The organism is Streptomyces sp. NPDC032940 (assembly GCF_040636935.1).
Taxonomy (GTDB): domain Bacteria; phylum Actinomycetota; class Actinomycetes; order Streptomycetales; family Streptomycetaceae; genus Streptomyces.
In genome coordinates this window covers 321,994-347,192 of record NZ_JBEZVJ010000003.1, presented here as the reverse complement: position 1 = coordinate 347,192, position 25,199 = coordinate 321,994, and the positions used below count along the sequence as shown (strand labels likewise).

Here is a 25,199-nt window from a genome sequence, read left to right as displayed (position 1 = left end):
CGCGCGCACTATCCGGCGTGCAGCATCAGCCCGATCCCGACGACCAGGAGACCCGCCGCCGCGATCCGCGAGGCGCCGAACCGCTCCTTGAAGAACACGGCGCCGATCGCCGCGCCGACCAGGATGGACGACTCGCGCAGCGCGGCGATGGGGGCGAGTGCGGCGCGGGTCTGCGCCCACAGCACGAGGCCGTAGGCGGCGAAGCTCAGGGCCGCGCCGAGCAGGCCGAGGGCGGCCCGGGGACGCACCACCGCCCAGGCGCCGGCGCGGTGGCGGTACACGAGGTACCCCGGGATGAAGCTCCCCTGCACCACCATCAGCCAGGAGATGTACCCGAGGGAGGACCCGGAGGCGCGTACGCCCAGGCCGTCCACGACGGTGTACACAGCGATGGTCGCGCCGGTGGCGAGGGCCGCGCCGATCGCCGCCCAGTCGGGCCGGCGCCCCCTCAGCCCCCACAGGGCGACGCCGGTCAGCCCCGCGCAGGAGAGCACGATGCCGGCGGTCCCCCATCCGTCGGGCACCTCGTGCGCGAAGGCGGCGGCCAGCACGGTGACCAGCAGGGGCGCGCTGCCGCGGGCGATGGGGTAGGCCTGCCCGAAGTCGCCGAGCCGGAAGGAGCGCATCAGCAGGGCGAAGGAGGCGATGTGGACGGCGGCCGACACGAAGAGGTACGGCCACGCGCCGGCCGCCGGGAACGCCGTGAACGGCAGCAGCGCGAGCCCGATGAGCATCCCGCCGCCGGTGATCAGGGCGAAGCCGGTGAGCTTGTCGGGTATCCGGTGGGCGATGGCGTTCCAGCCGGCGTGCGTGACGGCGGCGAGCAGGACCGCGGCGGTGACGAGGGGGGTCACGCCGAGGGCTCGCGCACGTCCACGAGGGTGGCGCCCGCGGTGGCGACGAGGTCCTTGGGCTCCATCGGGAAGACGCTGTAGGGCGTGCCGGCGGCGGCCCAGACGACCTCGTGCGCGAGCAGCGACCGGTCGGCGAGGACCCTGGTCCGGCTGCGGTGCCCGAAGGGCGGCACACCGCCGATGGCGTACCCGGTGGTCTCCCGCACGACGTCGGCCTTGGCCCGCGTGACCTTCTCGGCCCCGAGCTCCTCCCGGACCCGCTCCAGGTCGACCCGGGAGGCCCCGTCCATGAGCACCAGCACGGGCACCCCGTCCGCGGCGAAGATCAGCGACTTGCAGATCTGACTCAGCTCGCACCCGATCGCGTCGGCGGCCTCGACAGCGGTCCGCGCGGCCTCCGGAAACCGCCGCACCCGCCCGACGATCTCATCGAGCCCGAGCCCACGCAGGGCCTCGGCGAAACGGGGGTGGACGTCGGGGGTGCCGTTGGTCGTCGTCATGGTCGGCACGGTAGCGGTACGTGTAGCTCGCATGCGACCGGGTTGTGCGGTTGCCCCGCACACGGCGGGGCAACCGCACACGGCGGGCCGGTGAGGGCCGTCCCGTCCCCACGGAGCCCTCACCGGCCGGTCTGTGTGTGCGTCAGGTGTGTGCCGGGACGCGGTCCTCGTCGGGGTCGGAGCGGTCGGCGTCGGCGGCCGTGCGCAGGCCCTCGCCCTCGACGTCCACGTTGGGCAGGGCGCGGTCCAGCCACTTCGGCAGCCACCAGGCCTTCTTGCCGAGCAGGGCGAGGACGGCCGGGACGATGGCCATGCGGACCACGAACGCGTCGAAGAAGACGGCGATCGCCAGGCCGAAGCCGATCATCTTGATCATGGACTCGCTGGAGCCGATGAAGCCCGCGAAGACCGCCATCATGATGACCGCGGCGGCCGTGACCACCCGGGCGCCGTGCTTGAAGCCGGTCACGACGGCCTGGTTCGGCTTCTCGCCGTGGACGTACGCCTCCCGCATGCGGGTGACCAGGAAGACCTCGTAGTCCATCGCCAGGCCGAAGACGACGCCCACCATGAAGATCGGCATCATCGACATGACCGGACCGGTCTCCTCGACGCCCATCAGGCCGGACAGCCATCCCCACTGGAAGACCGCGACGACCGCGCCGAGCGCCGCCATGACGGAGAGCAGGAAGCCGAGGGCGGCCTTCAGCGGGACCAGGATCGAACGGAAGACCACGATCAGGAGGAGGAAGGCCAGGCCGACGACCAGGACCAGGTAGGGCAGCAGCGCGTCGTTGAGCTTCTGACTGACGTCGATGTTCATCGCCGTCGCGCCGGTGACCAGGGTCTCCGCGCCGGTGTCGGCCTCGATGTCGCCGCCCGCGTCACGGATGGAGTGCACCAGGTCCTCGGTCTGCACGGAGGACGGCTTGGAGTCCGGGATCACGGTGATCGTCGCGGTGTCGCCGTCCTTGTTGGGCGCGGGCGGGGTGACCGCCACGACGCCGTCCAGGCCCTTGATCGCTTCGGAGACGTCGGTGAACGCGTCCTTCGGGGCGTCGCTGCCCTTGGCGTCCACCACGACCATCAGCGGGCCGTTGAAGCCGGCGCCGAAGCCGTCCGAGAGCAGGTCGTACGCCCGGCGCTGCGTCGTGGACGTCGGCTGGGAGCCGTCGTCGGGCAGCCCCAGTTCCAGGGAGGTCGCGGGGATCGCGGCGGCGCCGAGGCCGAGGACGCCGAGCAGCAGCACGGCGACGGGACGGCGGACGACGAAGCTCGCCCAGCGGGTGCCCATGTTGGCCTTGGCGGGCTTGCCGGCCTCGGCCTTGCGCGCGGCACGGCCGCCGCCCAGCAGCTTGCTCTTCTCCCCGGCCGGCTTGACCCTGCGGCCCACGTAGCCGAGCAGCGCGGGGATCATCGTGAGGGCGATCAGGACCGCGATGGCGACCGTGCCGGCCGCCGCGACGCCCATCTTGGTCAGCATCGGGATGTTGACGACCGCGAGACCGACCAGCGCGATGACCACGGTGAGGCCGGCGAAGACCACCGCGGAGCCCGCGGTGCCGACGGCCCGGCCGGCCGCCTCCTCGCGTTCGCGGCCCTCGGCGAGTTCCGCGCGGTAGCGGGAGACGATGAACAGGGCGTAGTCGATGCCGACCGCGAGGCCGATCATCATCGCCAGCGTGGAGGTGGTGGAACCCAGGTCCAGCACACTGGCCAGCGCGGTGATCGAGGAGACGCCGATGCCGACGCCGATCAGCGCGGTGAGCAGCGGCAGTCCGGCGGCGATCAGCGAACCGAAGGTGATGACGAGGACGACCGCGGCGATCGCGATGCCGATGATCTCCGTCGCGCCGGTCTCCGGGACCGCCTGGAGCGCGTCGCCGCCGATCTCGACGGTCAGCCCGGCGTCACGGGCCTGCTGCGCCGCGTCCTCCAGCGCGTCCTTGGTGGACTCCTCCAGCTCCATGCCGGAGACGTCGTACCGCACCGAGGCGTAGGCGATCGAGCCGTCCTTGCTGACGGCGTCGCCCTGGTAGGGGTCGGCGACGGAGGCGACCTCGGAACCGTCCGACAGTTCGTGGACGGTCTTCTCGACGGTCGCCTTGTTGCCGGCGTCCGTCATCTTCTCGCCGGCCGGTGCCTTGAAGACGACGCGTGCGGTCGCCCCGTCGGCGCTCTGGCCGGGGAAGCGCTGTTCGAGCAGGTCGAAGGCCTTCTGGGCCTCCGTGCCGGGGATGGAGAAGGACGAGTTGCCGGCGGGCGGGGCGCTGGCCGCGCCGACGCCGGCGAGCGTCAGCAGCGCCACCCAGATCAGAGCGACGAAATGCCGTCGCCGGAAGGCGAGCCGGCCGAGTTTGTAGAGGAAAGTGGCCACGAGGGCGTACTCCCGGTCAGGTCGTGGGGTCTTCGGGGCAGGGGTGATCAGCCCGACGACGTGAGCGGTGACGTCAGGTGGGGCTCGGGGACAGGGCTCAGGCGGGGCCTGGCCGAGGGGGTGTCAGGCGCCGAGAGCGGGGAGGATCACGGCGTCGATGTAGGAGGTGAGGAAGGCCCGGGTGGGTGGCTGGTCCTCCAGCAGCGTCCGGGTGGCGAAGGCGCCGGCCAGCATGGGGACGAGGAAGTCCAGCGCGGGACAGTCCGCTCTGATCTCGCCCCGGTCGATCGCGCGTTGCAGCAACCGCCGGAACTCCGCCATCTCCGGTTCCACGAGCTGTTCGCGGAAGGCCTGGCGCAGGTCCGGATTCTGGTGGAGCGCCATGGCCACGCCGCGCATCAACGCGGCGTTCTGGGCCATGGTGCAGTCGTCCTCGCGTTCCATCAGGGCGTGCAGGTCGCCGCGGAGGGTGCCGGTGTCGACGTCGGCGATGTCACCGGGCTTGTTGTGCCGCATGGCCGTGACGACCAGCTCGGGCTTGCCGCCCCACTGGCGGTAGAGCGTGGCCTTGCTGGACCGGGTGCGGGCGGCCACGGCGTCCATGGTCAGGGCGTCGTAGCCGACTTCCCGGAGCAGGTCGAGCACGGCGCCGTACAGCTCGGCCTCGCGCTCGGGAGTGATCCGACTGCGGCGCGCGGTGGCGGTCTCGGTCATCTCGCTCTCCCCCTTCTCCGTCGTACGACACCGTTTCGTACGTGTCTTCGTACACGTCGAATCTACACCGGCCCACTAGCGAAACGAAACGGTTTCGTTCGTGTTGTGGGTCACGGTTGTCAGCTCCCCATAAGTTGCCGGTGACCTGCCCGCGGCAAAGCATGGGAGGGGTGAGTTACCTGCGCCTTCCCCACCTCAGCGGCGACCGGCTGTGCTTCGTGACCGAGGACGACCTCTGGCTCGCCGACCTCGACGGTCCGGGCAGCGCCCGGCGGCTCACCGTCGACCGGACCAAGGCGGGCCCCCCGCGCTTCTCGCCCGACGGCCGCCACATCGCCTACACCAGCTGGCGCACCCTGGCACCGGAGGTCCACCTCGTGCCGGTCGACGGCGGGCCGGGACGCCGGCTCACCCACTGGGGCGGCCTGGACACCCGCGTCTGCGGCTGGACGCCGCCCGAGGCCGACGGCGACAGCGCGGTCCTCGCCGTCGCCTCCCACGGCGAGCCCTTCTCACACCTGACCTGGGCCTACAAGATCTCCCTGGACGGCGATCCCGGCCGCAAGCTGCCCTGGGGCCCGGTCACCGACATCCAGGCCGCCGACCTCGACGGGGAGCGGAGGACGCTGCTGCTCACCGGCACCCCGCCGCACGAACCCGCCGCCTGGAAGCGCTACCGGGGCGGCGCCACGGGCCGGCTGTGGCTGCACGGCGAACGCCTGCTGCCCGACCTCGACGGGCACCTCTCCGCACCCATGTTCGTCGCCGGCCGCATCGCCTTCCTCTCCGACCACGAGGGCACCGGCAACCTCTACTCCTGCGCCCACGACGGCTCCGACCTGCGCCGCCACACCGATCACGACGCCTTCTACGCCCGCAACGCCGCCAGTGACGGCACCCGCGTGGTGTACCAGTGCGCCGGCGACCTGTGGATCGTCGACGACCTGTCGTCCGGCTCGGTGCCGCGCCGGCTCGACGTCCGGCTCAGCGGGCCGCGCGCGGGACGGCGTACGTACCAGGTGCCCGCCGCCCAGAACGTGGGCGGCATCTCCGTCGACGAGACGGGCCGCGCGAGCGCCGTCGTCGTCCGCGGCAGCCTGTACTGGCTCACCCATCGCGACGGCCCGGCCCGCACCATCGCCGACACCCCGGGCGTACGGGTCCGGCTGCCCGAGATGCTCGGCGAGAGCGGGCGGGTCGCGTACGTGACGGACGCGGACGGCGAGGACGCCGTCGAGATCTCCTACCTGCCCCGGGCGACGGGCGGCCGGGCGCCCCGGCGGCTGGCGTCCGGCCTGCTCGGCCGGGTGCTGGAGCTGGTCTCCGACCCGGCCGGCGAGCGCCTCGCCGTCGCCTCGCACGACGGGCGGCTGCTCCTCCTCGACGCCTCGGACGAGACGGAGCCCGCGGCCGCGCTGGAGGCGGCCGAGGCCGCCCTCACCGGCCAGGACGGCGCCGGGGCGGCCGGCGGCACGGACACCGGCGGCGGCACCTCGGACACCGGCGCGGACCCGGGCCGGGAGACCGCGGCGGACGCCGGCCCGGGCGGCCCCGCCGGCGGCGGCGTCACCGAGCTGGTCCGGTCCGACAACGGCCCCGTCCGCGACCTCGCCTTCTCCCCGGACGGCGCCTGGCTGACCTGGTCCCACCCGGGCATCGGGCGGTCCCTGCGGCAGATCAGGATGGCCCGCATCGACGCCGCCGACGGGCCGGCCGTCATCGACGTGACCAACGGCCGCTTCGAGGACGAGAACCCGGTCTTCACCAGCGACGGCCGCTATCTCGCGTTCCTCTCCTGGCGCGGCTTCGACCCGGTGTACGACGTGCACACCGGGGACCTGTCCTTCCCGCTGGGCTGCCGCCCCTACCTGGTGCCGCTGTCGTCGGCGACGCCCTCCCCCTTCGCGCTCAACCCGGAGGGCCGCCCGGCCGCCGGCGGTCTGGACCCGCTGGAGGACGAGGCAGGCGAGGGCGGCCCGGTGACCGTGGAGGCGGAGGGCCTCGAGGCACGGGTGACGCCCTTCCCGGTGGCCGCCTCCAAGTACTCGGCACTGCACCCGGTCGCGGGCGGCGGCCTGGTCTGGCTGCGCTGGCCGATCTCGGGCGCGCTCGGCGAGACCTTCGCCAACCCGGACGACCCGAGCGAGCGCCCCACCCTGGAGCACTTCGGCCTGGCCAAGGCGAAGAAGACCGAACTGGTCAACCACCTCGACTGGTTCCGGGTCAGCGGCGACGGCACCCGGCTGGTCGTGCTCGACGAGGGCGACCTGCGCGCCGTACCGGCGACCGAGGCCGGCGACGGGGACTCCACCACCTGGATCGACCTGCGCCGCATCCTGCACGAGGTCGACCCGCCCGCCGAATGGCGCCAGGCCTACGAGGAGGCCGGCCGGCTGACCCGCGCCTACTTCTGGGACCCCGGCATGTGCGGCATCGACTGGGACGCGGTGCTGGCGCAGTACCGCCCGCTGGTCGAACGGGTCGCCTCCCCGGACGAGTTCGCCGACCTGCTGCGCGAGGTCCTCGGCGAACTGGGCACCTCGCACGCCTACGTCGCCGCCGCCCGCCGCAACGAGGGCCCGGCGCACTACCAGCGCTGGCAGGGCCTGCTCGGCGCCAACTTCGTGTGCCGGGACGGCCGCTGGATCGTCAAGCGGATCCTGCCCGGCGACTCCTCCGACTCCAAGGCCCGCTCCCCGCTGGCCGGCACGGGCATCCGCGAGGGCGCCGCCCTCACCCACGTGGACGGCCGCCCCGTCGACCCGGTGGCGGGCCCCTCCCCGCTGCTCGCCGGCGCCGGCGGCACGACCGTGGAGCTGACCTTCGCACCGGCGGGGGACGGCCCGGGCCCGGCCCGCCGGGTCGCCGTCGTCCCGCTGATCGACGAGCGCCCGCTGCGCTACCAGGACTGGGTGTCCAAACGCCGCGAGGTGGTAAGGCGGTTGAGCGACGGACGCTGCGGCTATCTGCACATCCCCGACATGGGCGGCTCCGGCTGGGCGCAGTTCAACCGCGACCTGCGCATGGAGGTGTCTCGGCCCGCGCTGATCGTGGACGTGCGCGGCAACGCGGGCGGTCACATCAGCGAGCTGGTCATCGAGAAGCTGACGCGCACGATCCTGGGCTGGGACCTCACGCGCGACGCCCAGCCGGTGTCGTACACCTCCAACGCCCCGCGCGGGCCGGTGGTGGCGCTCGCGGACGAGGCGACGTCCTCCGACGGCGACATGATCACGGCCGCCTTCAAGCTGCTGCGGCTCGGCCCGGTGGTCGGGCAGCGCACCTGGGGCGGGGTGGTCGGCATGACCGGCCGGCACCGCCTGGGCGACGGCACCGTGATCACGGTGCCGATGAACGCGGCCTGGTTCGACGCGTACGGCTGGTCCGTGGAGAACTACGGCGTCGCCCCCGACGTGGAGGCGCTGCGCACCCCGCTGGACTGGGCGGAGGGCCGCTACCCGGTGCTGGACGAGGCGGTGCGGCTCGCGCTGGAGCTGCTGGAGGCCAACCCGCCCACCACCCCGCCCGGTTACGACGCCGTGCCCGACCGGTCCCGGCCACCGCTGCCGCCGCGCGCCTGACGCGGACCCCCGGGGCACGGGCACGCGCGCACGACGCGGATCCCGACGGACACGCGCGCACGACGCGGTCCCCGAAGGGCACGGGCACGCGCGAAGGCGCCCTCCGTCGCACGGAGGGCGCCTCGCGGGCTCAGCGGCTACGCGTCAGGCGTCGTAGCTCTCCTCGAACCGCTCGTCCGCGTCGCGGCGGCGCGAGGCCGGGTCCTGCTGGTCCTCGTCGCGACGGCGGTCGCGGTTGTGCATCTGGTCCTGCGCCTGGCCGGCACGCTGCCGACCCTGCTCGGCACGCTGCTTGCCCTGCTGCTGCATGCGCTCGGCCTTGTCCTGGAACTGGTCCTTGATACCCATGTGGGTTCACTCCTGTGGTCTTTCGGGCCGGCCGGATCGGCCGGGCCCGATCAGATTCACACGGGCGGTGACCCTGCGCATGTCGATCAGTGACGGACCGTAGCGGAGGTCGTCCGGTGCTGTTCGTCGGCCGCTCCGCCCGCCCCGACCAGCCCTGTGCGCATGCCGTTCAGCCGGTCCGCGAAGCGCCGCATCTCGCGCTGGCCGACGGTGCCGATGACAGCCGGCAGATAGCCACGCACGCCCTGCATGCCGCGCAGCCACCACTGCCCGTAGACGTGTCTCGACCGGCGCTCGATGCCCTCCACGAGCCGGTCCACCGCCGGGCCCAGCGGATACGTCTTGTTCGACGGCCACGGCAGCCGCTGCCGCAGCTCCCGCATGACGTCGTCCTGGTCCGCGCCGCGCACCATGTCCGTGTCGGTCCACGACAGATACCCGACGCCGACCTTCACGCCCCGGTGGCCTACCTCGGCCCGCAGGCTGTGTGCGTACGCCTCCACCCCGGACTTGGAGGCGCAGTAGGCGGTCATCATCGGCGCGGGGGTGATCGCGGCCAGCGACGCGATCTGGAGCAGATAGCCCCGGCTCTCCGTCAGCGCCGGCAGGAAGGCGCGGGCCGTCACCGCCGAGCCGATCAGATTGACCTCGATGACCCGCCGCCAGGACTCCGGGTCGGAGTCGACGAACGGACCGCCCGTGGCGACACCGGCGTTGGCGACCACGATGTCGACCTTGCCGAACCGCTCCTCGACCTCGCCCGCCACCCGGGCCATCACCTCGTGGTCGGTGACGTCGGCGTGCCACACCTCGCTCTCGGTGTGCAGCCGCGCCGCGACCTGCTTGAGTCCGTCCGGCTCCAGCCCGACCAGGGCCACCTTCACGCCCCGCGCCGAGAGCTTGCGGGCCAGCAACTCCCCTACGCCCCGCGCCGCCCCGGTGACGACGGCGACGCGTCCTTCCAGGCTCACCCTGCTCATGCGCTCTCCTCGGCGTGTACGGCGTCCGTCGTCGCGGACGCGGCGGTGATGTGCGCGGCGGCCAGCGCGCGTATCTTCCCGGTGACCAGATCCGGCGCCTCCACCGGCGTCATGTGGCCCATACCCTCGAGCACCGTCAGACCCACGCACCGGGGCAGCGCGGCGGCCAGCGCACGGGCGTGCACGGGCGGGGTCAGCCGGTCCGCGGTGCCGGCGACCACCTCGACCGGCATCGTCAACTCCCCGACACCGCGGTCGAGGTCGAGCAGGTCGAGCACCTGCGACCAGGCGTGGCGCGCCGTACGGGGGCAGGCGTGCACGATGCGGGCGCACGCCTCGACCATGTGCGGGGCCGAACCCGGGCCCATCGTGCCGTACTTGAGGATCCTCAGCGCGATCGGCGTGACCGGTCCGAGCGGCGCCCGGGAGCCGAGGATCCGCCGGGTCAGCCAGGTGCGCACCCGGCCCTCCCGCAGCGGCAGCACGGTCGCCGACGCCACCAGCCGCGAACTGCCCGTGCTGCACAGCAGAACGGCCGCGGCGTGCTCGCGCAGCGCGGGCCGCGAGGCGGCGGCCATGACCGTCATCCCGCCCATGGAGTGCCCGGCGATCACCGCCTGTTCGCCCGGCGCCAGCGTGGCCTTCAGGACCGCCTCGAGGTCGTCGGCGAGCGCGTCGGTGCCGCACACCCGGCTCACCGGGCTGCGGCCGTGGCCGCGCTGATCGTAGGCGATGACCCGGTGGTCGGCGGACAGGGCGCGTATCTGCGCCGCCCAGAAGGCGGTCGAGCAGGTCCAGCCGTGGGCGAGGACGACCGCGGGCGCGTTCTCGGGGCCGTGCACCTCGACGTGCAGCCGGGCCCCGTCGGCGGAGGTGACGGTCAGGACGTGGGCCGCCACGGGCGGGGCGTAGGGGCCAAAGGAGACGTGCGGGAGGCGGCTCACGCGCCCACCTCCGCGCCCTCGGCGGAGGCCGGGGCCTTGCGGGCGGCCGGGACGCGCAGCACCTCGTACTCGGCGAGGTCCACCTGCCGTGTCGCCCGCCGGAACTCGGCGGTCGTGCCGGGCCAGATGGTGGTGTTGCGGCCGCTCGGGTCCAGGTACCAGCTGGTGCAGCCGCCGGTGTTCCACACGGTGCGCTTCATGCGCTCCTGCACCCGGTGGTTCCAGCCCCGCACGGCCGTGGGGCGGGCGTCCAGGGCGACCTTGCCGCCGAGGACGTTCAGCTGGCGCAGGTAGTCGGCCATGTAGTTCAGCTGGGACTCGATCATGAGGATCATGGAGGAGTTGCCGAGACCGGTGTTGGGCCCGATGACCGTCATGAAGTTGGGGAAGCCGGCCGCCGTGGCGCCGCGCAGGGCCTCCATGCCGCCCTTCCAGTTCTCGGCGAGGGTCCGCCCGTCCGCGCCCACGACCCGCTCCGCGACCGGCATGTCCGTGACGTGGAAGCCGGTGCCGAAGATGATCGCGTCGACCTCGGCCTCACTGCCGTCGGCGCCGACGAGGGTGCTGCCGCGGACCTCGCTGAGACCGCTGGCGATCACGTCCACGTTGGGGCGGGCGAGCGCCGGATAGTAGGTGCTGGACAGCAGGATCCGCTTGCAGCCGATGCGGTAGTCGGGGGTGAGCTTGGCGCGCAGGGCCGGGTCCTTGACGGCGGCGGCCATGTTGCGCTTGGCGATCTTCTCGACGAAGCCCAGCTCGTTGGGGTGCTTGGTGAAGGCCTGCACCTGGAGTTCCCGGATGCCCCACAGCAGGCCCCGACGGATCTTGGTGGTGACCGGCAGCGCCCGGTGCAGGGCGCGCTCGGCGCCGCTGATCGGCCGGTCCATGCGGGGCATCACCCAGGCCGGGGTGCGCTGGAAGAGGGTGAGGCGGCCGACCTTCGGCTGGATGGACGGCACGATCTGGATGGCGGAGGCGCCGGTTCCGATCATGGCGACGCGCTTGCCGGTGAGGTCGTAGTCGTGGTCCCAGCGGGCCGAGTGGAAGACCTTGCCGGGGAAGGTGTCGAGGCCGGGCACGTCCGGGAGCTTGGGGTCGGACAGCGGGCCGGTCGCGGAGACGATGACGTCGGCGGTGAGGTTGCCGCTCGCCGTCTCGATCTCCCAGTGCAGCTGCTCGGGGTCCCACACCATCCGCTTCACCTCCGAGTCGAAGCGGAGGTGGGGGCGCAGCCCGAAGGTGTCGGCCACGTGCTCCAGGTAGGCCCGGATGTGCGGCTGCCCGGAGAAGGTGCGCGGCCACTCGGGATTGGGCGCGAAGGAGAACGAGTACAGATGGGACGGCACGTCACAGGCGCACCCCGGGTAGCTGTTGTCCCGCCAGGTGCCGCCGACGCTGCCGGACCTCTCGAGGACGACGAAGTCGGTGATCCCCTCGCGGCGCAGCCGCACGGCGGCTCCCAGCCCTCCGAAGCCCGACCCGATCACCGCCACCCGCACGTGTTCTTGAACCTGCTCGTGCTCGGCCATCCCGAAGCCTCCACGCATCGCCTAGAACTCTGCCAGTGAACACTGGCGCAATGGGGAGAGTAGAGCAGCTCCGTACCGATGGGTAGGGGGCGCGGCAAGGAAAGTTACCGCCGGTACGACATAGGCTTCCGGCGTGGCAGAAGACGCTGGAGACGCTGGACGCACCGAAGGCCCGCGCGAGTACCGCATGGAGGAGCTGGCCCGGCTGGCCGGCATCACGGTGCGCACCCTGCGCTTCTACCGCGAACGCAAACTGATCCCGCCGCCCCGCCGCGAGGGCCGCATCGCCTGGTACGACGACCACCACCTGGCCCGCCTGCGCACCATCGCCGCCCTCCTGGAACGCGGCCACACCCTCAGCGGCATCGCCGAACTCGCCGACGCCTTCGACCACGGCCGCGACGTCGGCGACCTGCTCGGCATCGGCGAGCCCACCGAGGAGACCCCGGTCCGCCTCACCCCCGAGGAACTCGCCGCCCGCTTCGAGGGCGAGGTCACCCCGGAGAACCTCGCCGCCGCGATGGAGCTGGGCTACCTCGGCACCGACGGCGACGAACTGGTCCACATCAGCCACCGCCTGCTCGACGTCTCCTCCGCCCTGGTCCGCGAGGGCATACCCCTCGCCGAGGTCCTCGACGCCGGCAAACGCGTCCGCGACCACGCCGACGCCCTCGCCGAACTCTTCGCCGACGTGATCCTCCGCCACGCCACCACCGAGGACCTCGCCCGCCTGCGCCCCCTGGCCCGCAGCGTGGTCGAGGCGGAACTGTCCCTGGCCCTGGACCGCCGGCTGCGGATGCGGCCGGACGAGGATCAGCGCTCGTAGACGACGGTCACCGGCGCGTGGTCCGACCAGCGCTCGGCGTGCGTGGCGGCCCGCTCGACGTACCCCTTGACCGCCCGGGCGGCCAGCCCGGGGGTGGCCACCTGGAGGTCGATCCTCCAACCCGAATCGTTGTCGAAGGCCCGCCCCCGGTACGACCACCACGAGTACGGCCCTTCGACGTCCGGGTGCAGGGCGCGGACGACGTCCACGTAGCCGCCGTCGGCCGGGTCGAGGACGCGGCTCAGCCACTCGCGCTCCTCCGGCAGGAAGCCGGAGTTCTTCTTGTTGGCCCGCCAGTTCTTCAGATCGGCCTCGCGGTGCGCGATGTTCCAGTCGCCGCAGACCACGACCTCGCGGCCCTCGGCGGCGGCGCGCTCGCGCAGGCCCTTGAGGTGGGCGAGGAACTCGCCCATGAAGCGGATCTTCTCGTCCTGTCGCTCCGTACCGACCTCGCCGGAGGGCAGGTAGAGGGAGGCGACCGTCACACCCGGCAGGTCGGCCTCGACGTAGCGGCCGCTGGTGTCGAACTCCGCCGAGCCGAAGCCGATCCGCACGGCGTCCGGCTCACGGCGGGTGTAGAGGGAGACGCCGGCGCGGCCCTTGGCGGCGGCGGGGGCGTGCGTCACGTGCCAGCCCTCGGGGGTGCGCACGTGCTCGGGCAGCTGCCCGGGCTCGGCCCGCACCTCCTGGAGGCACAGCACATCGGCGGAGGTGTCCGCGAGCCATTCCACGAAGCCCTTCTTCGCGGCGGCACGCAGACCGTTCACGTTTGCGGTGGTCACGGTCAGCACCCCGGCACGATACCGGCACACTGGACGACGTCCCTCTCCGGATTGCGCATCGAACAACGGTAGGAAGCATGAACATACGCCGGGTCTCCTTCGACCACCCCGACGCCGTGAAGCTGAACGACGAGGTCCAGGCCGAGTACGAGCTGCGTTACGGCGACGGTGGCGACGCCACGCACCTGGAGGCCTCGGACTTCGCGCCGCCGAACGGCCTCTACCTGATCGCGTACGACGAGAACGACGTCCCGGTCGCCTCCGGCGGCTGGCGCAGTCAGGACGCCAACGAGGAGGGCAACCGGGACGGGGACGCCGAGCTCAAGCGGATGTTCGTGATCGAGCAGGTGCGCGGCCGCGGGCTGGCCCGCCGCATCCTGGCCGCCCTGGAGGAGGACGCCCGTGCGGCGGGCCGGACCCGGATGGTGCTGGAGACCGGCACCAAGCAGCCGGAGGCCGTGGCCCTGTATGTCTCCAGCGGCTACGAGCCCTGCGAGAAGTTCGGCTACTACCGCTTCCACGAGGAGAGCCTCTGCTATGCGAAGGCTCTCCGGGTCCCGTAGGGGCCGGCGGCGGCGATCAGGCCGCGCCGGCCGTCCTGCGGCGGCGCGAGACGGCGTACAGGACACCGCCCGCCGCGAGCGCGAGGGCCGCCGCGGCCGAGCCCAGCAGGGCCGTGGTGCCGGTGGAGGCCAGCAGGCCGTCCTCGCCGCCCTGGGGTGACTGGCCGCCGTCCGTGCCGCCGGTGGTCCCGGCGGTGGAGGTGTTGCCGGTGCTGCCGCCGGTGGCGTCGGTGCCACCGGTCGTCCCGGTGCCGCCCGGGGCCGGCGTACCGCCGGTGGTGCCCGTACCGCCCGTGGAGTCCGAGCCGCCGGCGGTGCCACCGGTGTCGCCGGGCGTCTCCTCGTCACCCGTGCCGTTGAGCACGATCCAGCCGGTGTCGTTGGACGGGTCGCCCTCCCACGGGTTCTCGAAGTCGGGCAGGGAGATCTTGCCCTTGGCGCCGGGGACGACCTTGTCGATGCGCAGCGTGAAGGGGAAGCTCCGCGTGTCGTCCTCCAGGAAGGGGGTGGCGGCGAAGCACAGGTACTCGGAAGCCGTCCCGCCGCTCTTGGGCCGGCAGGGACTGTCGACGACGCCGGCGCCCTCGGGGATCTGCACGGTGAAGCCGATCGGCTCGCCGCCCGCGCGCAGCGACCCGACCCAGGCGGGGCCGTGGTTGCTCAGGCCGACGTCGACGGTGACGGTCTCGCCCTGCTCGCCCGCGACGCGGGCCCCGGTGAGGTCGAGGTCGTAGGTGTTCTTGGTGGCCAGGTCGATCTCGGCGTACTTGGCGTAGTCGCCGCTCTGTCCGCCTCCGACCGGCTTCAGGGTGAGCGTCGTGCCGCTCCCCTGCCGGTGGCCGGCGCCCGCGCGCAGGGCGTCGGCCCCCTCGGCGCCGATCGCGTCGAAGCCGTAGCTGAAGATGTCGCCGAGCGCGAAGTCCGCGGTCTTGACGGCGATCGGCTCGCTCAACGCGTAGGCCGTGCCGGGCGGGAAGTCGCCATCGAAGGTGCACAGGGCGATGTGGCGGTAGCGGATCAGGTTGTCCTTGTTCTCCTCGGCGTACGTGCAGTTGTCGTACGTCTCGGGGAAGGAGAGCCCGCGGGTGCCGGCCAGGCGGAGCACGACCCCGTGCGCGGGCAGGGCGCCCACGTTGCGGAAGCCGAGCGGGGCCGTGTAGGTGTCGCCGGCCTTGAAGCCCCCGGGTTCGGCGGGGAGCTTCTTCTGGAGGAGCTCGGGGCCGCCGACGAGGACGTCGACGGTGTGCTCGTTGAACTCCAGGCCCTCGCCCTCGCCGGTGACCTTGACCGTGCCGTGGTCGCCGGCCGCGGCGGAGTCCAGCAGGTCGAGCCGGACGTTCCAGTACGGGTTGTAACTGGCGCCCGGGTAGAGGCTGCTCTCCTGGCAGACCGCGACGAGGCCGTCGACGTCGCAGAAGCGCGGCAGGGTGACCTTGGCGAAGCCCTTGAGCGCGGTGGCGTCGATGGTGACCCGGTAGCCGCTGTTGGGGATCGGCTCGGGGTCCGTGTCCGGGTCGTATTCGCCCGGGCCGGTGAGCCCGAGTTCGATCTGCGGCTCCCCGGGCTCGGTCTCGGCGCCGTCGAGGGCGAGGTCGACCCTGTCCGTGCCGGTGATCGTGACGGGCAGCGGTGCCTGACCGTCGGCCGCATGGGCGACGCCGGCCAGTCCGGCCGCGGCGAGCCCGGCGGCCGCCGCCCCGGCCACCGCCGCACGCGCCCACGGCGAGTACAGGGAGCTTGGTCTCATGGTGTGCTTCTTCCGTTCCCCGGACGACAAGAAGGTGCCACTGTGTGACACCGCGCACAGGAGACCCACGGGAAACGCCCAAGGTTGTGCTGTACATGATCACGGATGTGTCTCGGTGCCGCGAGCCGGGGCCGGGAAACGACGAAGGTCCCGTCCGATCGTGATGATCGGACGGGACCTTCGTCAATGTGCGTGGACCTGAGGGGATTTGAACCCCTGGCCCCCTCGATGCGAACGAGGTGCGCTACCGGACTGCGCCACAGGCCCTTGCAACGAGTGAAACTTTAGCACCCCGATCGGCCTGCTCAAAAATCCCTTCCCGGAGCCCGGCCGAGGCCGTGGCGCGGGCGGGCTACTCGTTGGCCGCGCGGGGCCGGTCGCCGTCCTCGTACTGGTCGAACAGCGGCGTGCGGCCCCGCTCCCGCGCACGGCGGGCGGACGCGGCGCGGCGGACGCCGCTGCGGCCGGGGGCCTCGGGCCGGTCCTCGGCTCCGTCGGCCGGGCGGTCGGGCTCGGGCCGGGCCTGTGCGTCCCGCCCGTCCGTCCGCTCCGTCCGCTCCGGTGTGACGGCGCTGGAGCGGGCCGAGCTCCACGCGTCGGGCGCCGCGAGGTCCACGTCGGGCGTGGCGCGCGGAGCGACCGGCGCGGTGACGTAGGTGGGCAGCGGGACCGGCACGGGGTCCCAGCTGTCGCCCTGGCCGGGCCGCCGCTGCCGTTCGCGCTGCTGGTCGACCCACTCGGCGTGGTCGGTCTGCTCCACCAGCGCCCGGCGGTCCGCGGCGAGCGCGGAGAGCCCGGCGTCGGGTTCGGCCTCGGGTGCCTCGTCGGGCTCCTCGGCGTCGGGCTCGGCGGGGACGTCGGCGGGGGTGCGCCGGCGCGGCTGGCGGTCGCGCAGCCGCTGGGCGGCGACCTCGGCCTGGCGGCGGTCCATGTGGAAGGCGAACCGGCGGCGTTCCTGGGACCGGAGGTAGGCGATGTAGGCGCTGAGCAGCACGGCGGGCACGCCGGGCGCCCACAGGAACGCCAGTCCGCCGACCGCGGCGACGACCGAGCCGAGGGTGAAGGCCAGGAAGAGCACCACGGTGGTGCGGCGGCGGCGGGCGAGGACCTTGGTGCGCCGGGCGCGGGCCGCCGCCGGTGAGCCCGGGGCGGGCCGGGCGGCGGGCACCCGCTTGCGGCCCGGCGCGGCGCCGGACTCGGGGGTCTGCGCGGGTCTGGCGCGCTCGGCGCGTCCGTCCGCCCCGGCGCGTCCGTCCGTCCCGGCGCGCGCGGGCCGCTCGTCGCCGGGCTGCGGGACCGGCTGGGTGTACTGCTGGGTCCTGGACACGGCGAAGGCCCGGACGTCCACCGATCCGGTGACGGCGTCCGGGGCGTCGGCGTCGGACTCCGCCTCGTCGGCGGAGCGCGACCGCAGGTCCTTGGCGTACCGGCGCTCCATGCCCGCCCGTCCGGACAGCAGCCGGATGGCGGTGCTGAAGCGTTCCGTCGGACGGGCTTCGTTCAGCTCGTCCTGCCTACGGAGCCACATCGGCACCAAGTAGGCGGCCCAGGCCCCGACGATGACTGCGTAGATGAGGCCGCTGCTGCTCACATCTCACACGGTAGAGGGGTTTGCGCGGGGCCATCCGCCAATTGGGCCGGTGTGTCGCACGATCCGGCTGATATTTCGAACTTTTTTTGCGACCGATGCGACCAGCCGACTGTCGGGGTCACGAATTACCCGCTCGGATGCGGTCGCGACCCGATCAATTTCGAACGTTTATTCAATTCCGGTGCTCGGCCGGGCCGGATTCCCCGGCGTGTTCCGGGTGCTGCGCTCCCGTGACCGGTGCCAGCGTCGCAGCATGCCCTCCGGTACTTCTTCCGCGGTGAGCGCGAAGACGAGATGGTCGCGCCATCCGCCGTCGATGTGGAGATATCGGGGCCTGAGGCCCTCCTCGCGGAATCCGAGTTTCTCCACGACCCGGCGGCTGGGCCCGTTCTCCGGGCGAATGCAGATCTCGACGCGGTGCAGGCCGACGGTGCGGAAACAGTGGTCCACGGCCATCGCGACGGCCGTGGGCATCACGCCGCGCCCCGCCACCGCCTCGTCCACCCAGTACCCGACGTGGCCCGAGCACATCGAGCCCCAGGTGATCCCGGCCACCGTCAGCTGTCCGGCCAGCCGCCCCTGGTACTCGATGACGAAGGGCAGCATCCGGCCGGCGTTCGCCTCGGACCTGAGGTGGCGGACCATCTGGCGGTACGTCGGCCGCTGTGCGAGCGGGCCGCCGGGCGCGGGCGGCGGGATGGTCGCCTCCCAGGGGCGCAGCCAGTCGCGGTTGCGCCGGTTGACCTCGCGCCACGCCCGCTGGTCGCGCAGCTTTATCGGCCTCAGGACGATGTCGCCGTCCACCAGCTCGACGGGCCAGGACGGGCCGTTCAGCTCGCACCCCCGCTGCCGGCGCTTCCGGGGTGGTCGGCGCCGCGGAGCTGGTCCACGGCGTGCTTCAGCAGGGGCTCAAGGACCGCGAGGCCGTCCTTCACCCCGCCGGTGGAGCCCGGCAGGTTGACGATCAGCGTTGCGCGCGCCACCCCCGCCAGGCCGCGGGAGAGCGCCGCGGTGGGCACCTTGTCGCGGCCGTACGCACGGATGGCCTCCGCGATGCCGGGGACCTCGTGGCCGATCACCGCGCGGGTCGCCTCGGGGGTGCGGTCGGTGGGCGAGATGCCGGTGCCGCCGGTGGTGACGATCACGTCGTAGCCCGCGTCGACGCCCGCGCGCAGGGCCGCCTCGACGGGGTCGCCGTCGGGCACGACCTGGGGGCCGTCGACGGCGAAGCCGAAACGCCGCAGGCCCTCCGCGACCAGGGGGCCGCCCCGGTCCTCGTAGACCCCTGCGGCGGCCCGGTTGGAGGCCGTGACCACCAGGGCGCTGTACGGGGCCGGCAGAGCGCCGCCGATCGACGCGTCCGGTGTCATGACCGGCTCCAGTCGCCCGACTTGCCGCCCGTCTTCTCCTCCACGCGCACGTCCGTGATGACCGCTCCCTTGTCTACCGCCTTGACCATGTCGACCACGGTGAGCGCGGCGACGGAGACCGCGGTGAGCGCCTCCATCTCGACGCCCGTGCGATCCGTCGTCTTCACCGTGGCGGTGATCTCCACGGCGTCGTCCGCGACCGACAGGTCCAGTTTCACACCGGAGAGCGCCAGGGGGTGACAGAGCGGGACCAGATCGGGGGTGCGTTTGGCGCCCATGATGCCGGCGATCCGGGCGGTGGCCAGGGCGTCGCCCTTGGGGACGCCCTCGCCGCGCAGCAGTTCGATCACGCGGGGTGCGACCAGCACGCGTCCGCTGGCGCGTGCGGTACGCGCGGTGACGTCCTTGGCGGACACGTCGACCATCCGGGCGGCGCCGGCCTCGTCGATGTGCGTCAGCCGGCCTTGGGTGTCCTGGCCGTCCTGGGTGGGTCGGTCCTGCGTGCTCATGCTGTGTGGCGCTCCCGGTCCGGGCCCGGCGCGGTGCGGCGCGTGGGCCTGCTGTGCGCGACACGGTACCGCCAACCGGGCAGGGTCAGCGGAGCAGGACCACCTCGACCTCGGTGCCGGGCTCGACCTTTTCGACGTCCTCGGGGACGACGATCAGCGCGTCGGCGTGGGCGAGGGCGGCCACCAGGTGGGAGCCGGCGCCGCCGACCGGGGTGACCGTGCCGTCCGCGAGGGTGCCGCGCAGGAACTGCCGGCGTCCCTTGGGCGAGCCGAGCGCCTTGTCGGCGGCGAGGGTGGCGGTGACGGTCGGGCGGTGGACGTCGGCGAGGCCCATGAGGGTGCGGATGGCGGGGCGCACGAACAGCTCGAAGGAGACGTACGACGACACCGGGTTGCCCGGCAGGGCGAGCAGCGGGGTGTGGTCGGGGCCGACGGAGCCGAAGCCCTGCGGCTTGCCGGGCTGCATGGCGAGCTTGCGGAACTCCACGCCGCTGCCCGGCTCGTCCTCGTCGGCGACGTGTGCCAGTGCCTCCTTGACCACGTCGTACGCCCCGACGCTGACGCCGCCGGTGGTGACCATCAGGTCGGCGCGGACGAGCTGGTCCTCGATGGTGGAGCGCAGTGTCTCGGCGTCGTCGGCGACGGCGCCCACGCGGTAGGCGATGGCGCCGGCGTCGCGGGCGGCGGCGGTGAGGGCGAAGCTGTTGGAGTCGTAGATCTGGCCGTGGGCCAACGCCTCGTCGGGCTGGACGAGTTCGCTGCCGGTGGAGAGCACCACGACGCGCGGGCGGGGGTGCACCCGGACCCTGCCGCGGCCGATGGCGGCGAGCAGGGCGATCTGCGGCGGGCCGAGGACCGTGCCGGCCTCCAGGGCGCGGTCGCCGGACTTCACGTCGCTGCCGGCCGCGCGCACATGGGCGCGTGCCTCGGCCGGCCGGTACACGTGGACCTGGCCCTCGGCGCCCTCGGGGGCGAGGCTGCGGGCGCGCATCCCGGCGACCGGGCCCTCGCCGAGGCCGCCGTCGGTCCACTCGACGGGGACGACGCTCTCGGCGCCGGGCGGCAGCGGGGCGCCGGTCATGATGCGGGCGGCCTGGCCGGGGCCCACGGTCGGCGGGTCGGCCTGGCCGGCGGCGACGTCGCCGACGACCTCCAGGACGGCGGGGAACTCCTCGCTCGCGCCCGCCACGTCGGCGACCCGCACCGCGTATCCGTCCATGGAGCTGTTGTCGAACGGCGGCAGCGAGAGGGGCACCGTGATGTCGTCGACCAGGACGCACCCCTGGGCGTCGAGCAGGTTCAGCTCGATGGGCTCCAGAGGGCGGACGGTGGCGAGGATGTCGTCCAGGTGGTCCTGCACCGACCACAGCCGGTCCGGAGCGAAGTCCGCACCTGCGTGGTCGTGGCCGGTGTCACGGGGCTCGGCGCTGCTCAACGTCGTTACATCTCCTCGGCTACGTAACTGCGGAGCCAGGTCCGGAAGTCGGGGCCCAGGTCCTCACGTTCGCACGCGAGCCTGACGATGGCCCGCAGGTAGTCGCCGCGGTCACCGGTGTCGTAGCGGCGGCCCTTGAAGACGACGCCGTGCACCGGGCCGCCGACCTTCTCGTCCTCCGCGAGCTGCTGGAGGGCGTCGGTGAGCTGGATCTCACCGCCGCGGCCGGGCTCGGTCTTGCGCAGTATGTCGAAGATGTGCGGGTCGAGGACGTAGCGGCCGATGATGGCGTAGTTGGAGGGGGCGTCGGCCGGTTCGGGCTTCTCGACCAGTCCGCTCACCTTGACGACGTCGCCGTCCTCGGTGGCCTCGACGGCGGCGCAGCCGTAGAGGTGGATCTGCTCGGGCTCGACCTCCATGAGGGCGATGACGCTGCCGCCGTGCTGCTCCTGCACGTCGATCATGCGCTGGAGCAGCGGGTCGCGCGGGTCGATCAGGTCGTCGCCGAGCAGGACCGCGAAGGGCTCGTCGCCGACGTGCGGCGCGGCGCACAGCACAGCGTGGCCGAGGCCCTTGGGGTCGCCCTGGCGGACGTAGTGGATCATCGCGAGGTCGCTGGACTCCTGGACCTTGGCCAGCCGGCTCGCGTCGCCCTTCTTCTGGAGGGCGGACTCCAGTTCGTAGTTGCGGTCGAAGTGGTCCTCGAGGGGGCGCTTGTTGCGGCCCGTGACCATGAGGACGTCGCCGAGACCCGCGGAGACGGCCTCTTCGACCACGTACTGGATCGCCGGCTTGTCGACGACCGGCAGCATCTCCTTGGGAGTGGCTTTGGTGGCCGGCAGGAACCGGGTACCAAGTCCGGCTGCGGGGATGACAGCCTTGCTGATCCTGGGGTGGGACTGAGTCATGCCCGCCACCATATCCGGTGACTTTGGGAGAATCCGCAACTCCGGATCACCCGCGCTCATATGAGCATACGAGAACGGTACAGGAGTCACTTTTGACGCTCAGCGGACATGCGGACGAGCCCGGCAAGCGGGCCCTGCGGCGGGAGTTCCTCATGGTGAGGAACGGTTTGACGGCGGACGCCGTGCGCGAGGCGGCGGAGGCGCTGGCCGAACGGGCGCTCGCGCTGCCCGAGGTCGCGCAGGCGGGCGTCGTGGCGGCCTATGTCTCCGTGGGCACCGAACCGGGCACCCTCGCGCTCCTCGACGCGCTGCGCACGCGGGGCGTGCGCGTGCTGCTGCCCGCGCTCCTGCCCGACAACGACCTCGACTGGGGTGTCTATGCCGGAGAGGACTCCCTCGCGCGCGTGCGGCACGGCGGGCGGATGGCCCTGTACGAGCCCGGCGGCGAGCGCCTGGGGCCGGACGCGGTGACCGCCGCCGACGTCGTGCTGCTGCCGGGCCTGGCGGTCGACGAGCGCGGCATGCGGCTGGGGCGCGGCGGCGGGTCCTACGACCGGGTCCTGGCCCGGCTGGAGCGGGCGGGCGCGCGGCCCGCGCTGCTGGTCCTGCTCTACGACCGGGAGGTCGTGGCACGCGTCCCCGAGGAGCCGCACGACCGGCCGGTGGACGCGGTGGTGACACCGTCGCGGGTGCGCCGGTTCCGCTGAGGCGGGGGATTCCGTGGAGCGGAGGGTTCCGTACAGGCGAGGACGGCCTCCACGCGTGCGCGTGGAGGCCGTCCTCGGGTTCCGCCGGCGGCCTACGGCTTGAGCACCAGGGTGTCGCTCGTGCTGTCGTCGACCGCCTTCGCGGAGAAGGACCACGGCAGCAGCTCACCGTCGGCCCACTTGTCCGTCTGGTCGGTGTAGTGGGCGCTGTAGGCGTGCCCGGAGGCGCCGGTGAGGTTGATCCACCGGGACTTGTCGAGGTCGCCGAGGTTGACCACCATCCGCATGGACGGCACCCACACCACTCCGTAGCCGCCGGCCGCGTTCCAGCCGGTGGCGTTGACCGCCGCCTCGCCGCCGCTGAGCTTCCACGGGCCGCGGTTCAGGGCGTACTTCACGAAGCCGGGGCCCTCGGTGCCGAGGGTCTGGTTCTTCAGGAACAGGCGGTGCAGCCGGCCCCAGTTCCAGGTGTCGATGTCCTTGCCGAGCTTGGCGGTCAGCTCCCAGCGGGCGTCGACCATGGCGCGCTTGAACAGGTCGTCGCGGTTGTGGTCGGCGCCCTTGCGGGTGCCGTTCGCGGGGGTCGTCCACCAGTCGCTCTTCGGGTCCTCCATGAGCGTGCGGACCGCCTCGAACCAGCGGTCGCCGCCGTCCGGTTGCGCCTGATCGGCGTCGCGCTGACCGCACTCGTAGACCTTGCCGACCTCGTCGGCGGGCCCGGTGCTGTTGACCGGGTCGACCCACAGGCACTGGCCCTCGACGCGCAGCTCCTTGGGCAGCTTGTTGCCGAAGGCGAGCTTGAGGATGTTGCGCCAGACCGCGTTGAAGTAGGCGGCGGCGGCCGAGTCGGCGTCCTGGGTGTAGTCCCAGCCCTCCAGCAGCTTCTGCGCCTCGCGCACGTCCTTGTCGGCGACGTCGATCTTCAGCAGCTGGGGCACGAGCAGCCTGGCGATCTCGCTGCTGTTGTCCAGCTGCATCTGCCGCATGTCGTCCGTGGAGATCTTGCCGCCGTCCTTGATCTTCTGCTCGATCAGGGCGGTGATCCGCTGGCTGCGGGTGCCGTAGCCCCAGTCCGTGGTGAGGGTGTACGGGTACTTGTCCTCGTCGATCACGGCCTGGTTGGCGGTGACGATGTAGCCGCGGTCGGGGTCGAACTCGTAGGGCAGTTCGTCGTCGTCGATGTACTTGCCGGTCCACCGGTACTTGGAGCTCCAGCCCGGCGCCGGGACGGAGCCGTCGTGGCCCTGGGCGCGGATCGGGATCTGGCCCGGCAGCGTGTAGCCGATGTGGCCCTCGGTGTCGGCGTAGACCAGGTTCTGCGAGGGCACGTCGAACAGGGCCGCGGCCTCGCGGAAGGAGTCCCAGTCCTTGGCCCGGTCGATCGCGAAGACGGCGTCCATCGTGGTGCCCGCGTCCAGCGCGGTCCAGCGCAGGGAGACGCCGTAGCCGTCGGCGCGGTCGGGTGCCGCGGCGTCGACGGTGGCCTTCTTGCCGACCTTCACGAGCTCGTCGTCGCGGTCGGACAGGAGGGGCCCGTTGTCGGTCTCGCGGACGACGATCTTCTTCGGCGTACCGCCGGCGACCTTGATGGTCTCCTCGCGGGTCTCGAAGGGCACGACCTTGCCGTCGTACTGGTAGCCGTCGCCGGTGATCTTCTCCAGGTACAGGTCGGTGACGTCGACGCCGGAGTTGGTCAGGCCCCAGGCGATGTCCTGGTTGTGGCCGATGACGACGCCGGGCATGCCCGCGAAGGTGTAGCCGGTGACGTCGTACTGGCACTTGGCGGAGACGGTGCGGCAGTGCAGGCCCATCTGGTACCAGACGGAGGGCAGCGAGGGCGACAGGTGCGGGTCGTTGGCGAGCAGCGGCTTGCCGGTGATGGTGTGGTCGCCGGAGACGACCCAGGAGTTGGAGCCGATGCCGTTGCCGTTGACGCCGACGGCGGTGGGCAGGTCGTCCAGGACGTTCTGCAGGCCCGCGAGTTGGCTCTCCAGGGCGCTGCCGGCGCCGGTGCCGGTGCCGGTGCCGGTCCCCGCGCCGGTGCCGGTGCCGGTGCCGGTCCCCGCGCCGGTGCCGGTGCCGGTGCCGGTGCCGTCCGCGGAGCCGTCGCCGCCGCCCTCGAACGTCTCGGTGAGCTCGTCGTACTGGCCCTCCTGGACGATGGCCTTGTTCCGGCTGTACGGGTACGCCGGGTACAGGTCGGCGATCTGCTTGGGGCCCAGGCGGCTGGTCATCAGGGCACGGTCGACCTCGTCCTGCATGTTGCCGCGCAGGTCCCAGGCCATCGCCTTCAGCCAGGCGACGGAGTCGACCGGCGTCCAGGCCTGCGGCTTGTAGTCGTTGGTGAAGCCGAGGGCCGCGTACTCCAGCGAGATGTCCGCGCCGTCCTTGCCGTCCAGGTAGGCGTTGACGCCCTTGGAGTAGGCCTGGAGGTACTTCTTCGTGGAGTCCGACAGCTTCTCGTCGTACTCCTGCTTCGCCACCCGGTCCCAGCCCAGGGTGCGCAGGAACTCGTCGTTGTCGACCTGGCCCTTGCCGAACATCTCCGACAGGCGCCCGGAGGTCATGTGGCGGCGCACGTCCATCTCGTAGAACCGGTCCTGCGCCTGGACGTAGCCCTGCGCCATGAACAGGTCCTCCTCGGAGGACGCGTAGATCTGCGGGATGCCGTAGCCGTCGCGCTTGACGTCGACGGGGCCCGACAGGCCCTCCAGCGTGAGGGAGCCCTTCGTCTGCGGGAAGGAGGCACGGACGGTGCTGATGGACCAGTACGCCCCGTAGGCGAGGCCGCCGATGACGGCCAGCACCAGCACGAGGACGAGAAGGCGTGCTTTGCGCCCCTTCTTCCTGCCGGACTTGCCGGGCTGCTGACCCGAAGAGGCGGTGTTGGTGGGGGGCATCGCTGTCCTTGCTGTCCTAACACGAGCGGCAGGG

21 protein-coding genes and 1 tRNA gene are annotated in these 25,199 nt (G+C 72.6%); 4 read left to right on the top strand and 18 right to left on the bottom strand.

Translation table 11 applies throughout. The annotated features are described in order from the left end of the window. Window positions 1–8: 8 nt before the first annotated feature. The 4 genes from AB0E77_RS06560 to AB0E77_RS06545 form a co-directional block, all read right to left on the bottom strand. Window positions 9–854, bottom strand: coding sequence for an EamA family transporter (locus AB0E77_RS06560; protein ID WP_361566413.1), 846 nt, complete (start codon window positions 852–854; stop codon window positions 9–11). Beyond that, the gene (locus AB0E77_RS06555; protein WP_361566411.1) at window positions 851–1,354 is read right to left on the bottom strand and encodes a YbaK/EbsC family protein; all 504 of its coding nucleotides are present in this window, start codon (window positions 1,352–1,354) and stop codon (window positions 851–853) included. Before AB0E77_RS06555 ends, AB0E77_RS06560 begins: the two co-directional genes overlap by 4 nt. A gap of 142 nt (window positions 1,355–1,496) precedes the next feature. Continuing rightward, complete coding sequence (locus AB0E77_RS06550; protein ID WP_361566409.1) at window positions 1,497–3,731, bottom strand: MMPL family transporter; 2,235 nt, start codon at window positions 3,729–3,731, stop codon at window positions 1,497–1,499. 123 nt (window positions 3,732–3,854) lie between these two features. Next, window positions 3,855–4,445 carry a TetR/AcrR family transcriptional regulator gene (locus AB0E77_RS06545; protein WP_361566406.1) on the bottom strand — a complete coding sequence of 197 codons (591 nt, stop codon included), beginning with the start codon at window positions 4,443–4,445 and terminating at the stop codon, window positions 3,855–3,857. A gap of 161 nt (window positions 4,446–4,606) precedes the next feature. On the opposite strand from AB0E77_RS06545, the gene AB0E77_RS06540 reads away from it, so the two are divergent. Continuing rightward, the gene (locus AB0E77_RS06540; protein WP_361566403.1) at window positions 4,607–8,026 is read left to right on the top strand and encodes a S41 family peptidase; all 3,420 of its coding nucleotides are present in this window, start codon (window positions 4,607–4,609) and stop codon (window positions 8,024–8,026) included. A 144-nt stretch (window positions 8,027–8,170) separates the two neighbouring features. Here AB0E77_RS06540 and AB0E77_RS06535 read toward each other — a convergent pair whose 3' ends face one another. The 4 genes from AB0E77_RS06535 to AB0E77_RS06520 form a co-directional block, all read right to left on the bottom strand. Beyond that, complete coding sequence (locus tag AB0E77_RS06535; protein WP_361566401.1) at window positions 8,171–8,374, bottom strand: hypothetical protein; 204 nt, start codon at window positions 8,372–8,374, stop codon at window positions 8,171–8,173. 86 nt (window positions 8,375–8,460) lie between these two features. After that, entirely contained in the window at window positions 8,461–9,354 is an 894-nt protein-coding gene (locus AB0E77_RS06530) for an SDR family oxidoreductase (protein ID WP_361566398.1), read from the bottom strand. Continuing rightward, on the bottom strand, window positions 9,351–10,298 hold the full coding sequence (locus tag AB0E77_RS06525; RefSeq protein ID WP_361566395.1) for an alpha/beta hydrolase: 948 nt from the start codon (window positions 10,296–10,298) through the stop codon (window positions 9,351–9,353). Before AB0E77_RS06525 ends, AB0E77_RS06530 begins: the two co-directional genes overlap by 4 nt. Continuing rightward, window positions 10,295–11,827, bottom strand: coding sequence for an NAD(P)/FAD-dependent oxidoreductase (locus AB0E77_RS06520; protein WP_361566392.1), 1,533 nt, complete (start codon window positions 11,825–11,827; stop codon window positions 10,295–10,297). Before AB0E77_RS06520 ends, AB0E77_RS06525 begins: the two co-directional genes overlap by 4 nt. A 187-nt stretch (window positions 11,828–12,014) precedes the next feature. Here AB0E77_RS06520 and AB0E77_RS06515 point away from each other — a divergent pair, with 187 nt between their 5' ends. Next, window positions 12,015–12,653 carry a MerR family transcriptional regulator gene (locus AB0E77_RS06515; RefSeq protein WP_361566696.1) on the top strand — a complete coding sequence of 213 codons (639 nt, stop codon included), beginning with the start codon at window positions 12,015–12,017 and terminating at the stop codon, window positions 12,651–12,653. On the opposite strand, the gene AB0E77_RS06510 is transcribed toward AB0E77_RS06515, so the two are convergent. Beyond that, window positions 12,641–13,444, bottom strand: a complete 804-nt coding sequence (locus AB0E77_RS06510) for an exodeoxyribonuclease III (protein WP_361566389.1) — start codon at window positions 13,442–13,444, stop codon at window positions 12,641–12,643. The genes AB0E77_RS06515 and AB0E77_RS06510 overlap by 13 nt on opposite strands. A gap of 68 nt (window positions 13,445–13,512) precedes the next feature. Between AB0E77_RS06510 and AB0E77_RS06505 the strand changes: the two genes are divergently transcribed. Next, window positions 13,513–13,998: a GNAT family N-acetyltransferase gene (locus AB0E77_RS06505; RefSeq protein WP_361566386.1), complete on the top strand. Its 486-nt coding sequence runs from the start codon at window positions 13,513–13,515 to the stop codon at window positions 13,996–13,998. A 16-nt stretch (window positions 13,999–14,014) separates the two neighbouring features. Here the strand turns inward: AB0E77_RS06505 and AB0E77_RS06500 are convergent, their stop codons facing one another. The 8 genes from AB0E77_RS06500 to galU all read right to left on the bottom strand — a co-directional run bounded on the left by AB0E77_RS06500 (window position 14,015) and on the right by galU (window position 21,558). After that, window positions 14,015–15,745 (bottom strand): hypothetical protein, encoded by a 1,731-nt coding sequence (locus AB0E77_RS06500; protein ID WP_361566383.1) that lies wholly within the window; start codon window positions 15,743–15,745, stop codon window positions 14,015–14,017. Window positions 15,746–15,938: 193 nt separating this feature from the next. After that, window positions 15,939–16,012: transfer RNA gene (locus AB0E77_RS06495), tRNA-Ala, on the bottom strand. An 85-nt stretch (window positions 16,013–16,097) separates the two neighbouring features. After that, the gene (gene glpR / locus AB0E77_RS06490; protein WP_361566380.1) at window positions 16,098–17,336 is read right to left on the bottom strand and encodes a gephyrin-like molybdotransferase receptor GlpR; all 1,239 of its coding nucleotides are present in this window, start codon (window positions 17,334–17,336) and stop codon (window positions 16,098–16,100) included. Window positions 17,337–17,504: 168 nt separating this feature from the next. After that, window positions 17,505–18,143, bottom strand: a complete 639-nt coding sequence (locus AB0E77_RS06485; RefSeq protein ID WP_361566693.1) for a GNAT family protein — start codon at window positions 18,141–18,143, stop codon at window positions 17,505–17,507. A 23-nt stretch (window positions 18,144–18,166) separates the two neighbouring features. Continuing rightward, window positions 18,167–18,706, bottom strand: coding sequence for a MogA/MoaB family molybdenum cofactor biosynthesis protein (locus AB0E77_RS06480; protein WP_361566377.1), 540 nt, complete (start codon window positions 18,704–18,706; stop codon window positions 18,167–18,169). Then, window positions 18,703–19,215: a cyclic pyranopterin monophosphate synthase MoaC gene (gene moaC, locus AB0E77_RS06475; protein WP_361566374.1), complete on the bottom strand. Its 513-nt coding sequence runs from the start codon at window positions 19,213–19,215 to the stop codon at window positions 18,703–18,705. Before moaC ends, AB0E77_RS06480 begins: the two co-directional genes overlap by 4 nt. An 85-nt stretch (window positions 19,216–19,300) precedes the next feature. Further along, window positions 19,301–20,584: a gephyrin-like molybdotransferase Glp gene (gene glp / locus AB0E77_RS06470; RefSeq protein WP_361566690.1), complete on the bottom strand. Its 1,284-nt coding sequence runs from the start codon at window positions 20,582–20,584 to the stop codon at window positions 19,301–19,303. A 71-nt stretch (window positions 20,585–20,655) separates the two neighbouring features. Further along, window positions 20,656–21,558: a UTP--glucose-1-phosphate uridylyltransferase GalU gene (galU, locus tag AB0E77_RS06465; protein ID WP_361566372.1), complete on the bottom strand. Its 903-nt coding sequence runs from the start codon at window positions 21,556–21,558 to the stop codon at window positions 20,656–20,658. A gap of 152 nt (window positions 21,559–21,710) precedes the next feature. Here galU and AB0E77_RS06460 point away from each other — a divergent pair, with 152 nt between their 5' ends. Beyond that, window positions 21,711–22,265 carry a 5-formyltetrahydrofolate cyclo-ligase gene (locus AB0E77_RS06460; RefSeq protein ID WP_361566687.1) on the top strand — a complete coding sequence of 185 codons (555 nt, stop codon included), beginning with the start codon at window positions 21,711–21,713 and terminating at the stop codon, window positions 22,263–22,265. A 92-nt stretch (window positions 22,266–22,357) separates the two neighbouring features. On the opposite strand, the gene AB0E77_RS06455 is transcribed toward AB0E77_RS06460, so the two are convergent. Continuing rightward, on the bottom strand, window positions 22,358–25,165 hold the full coding sequence (locus tag AB0E77_RS06455) for a penicillin acylase family protein (RefSeq protein WP_361566370.1): 2,808 nt from the start codon (window positions 25,163–25,165) through the stop codon (window positions 22,358–22,360). Between the last annotated feature and the right edge of the window lie 34 nt (window positions 25,166–25,199).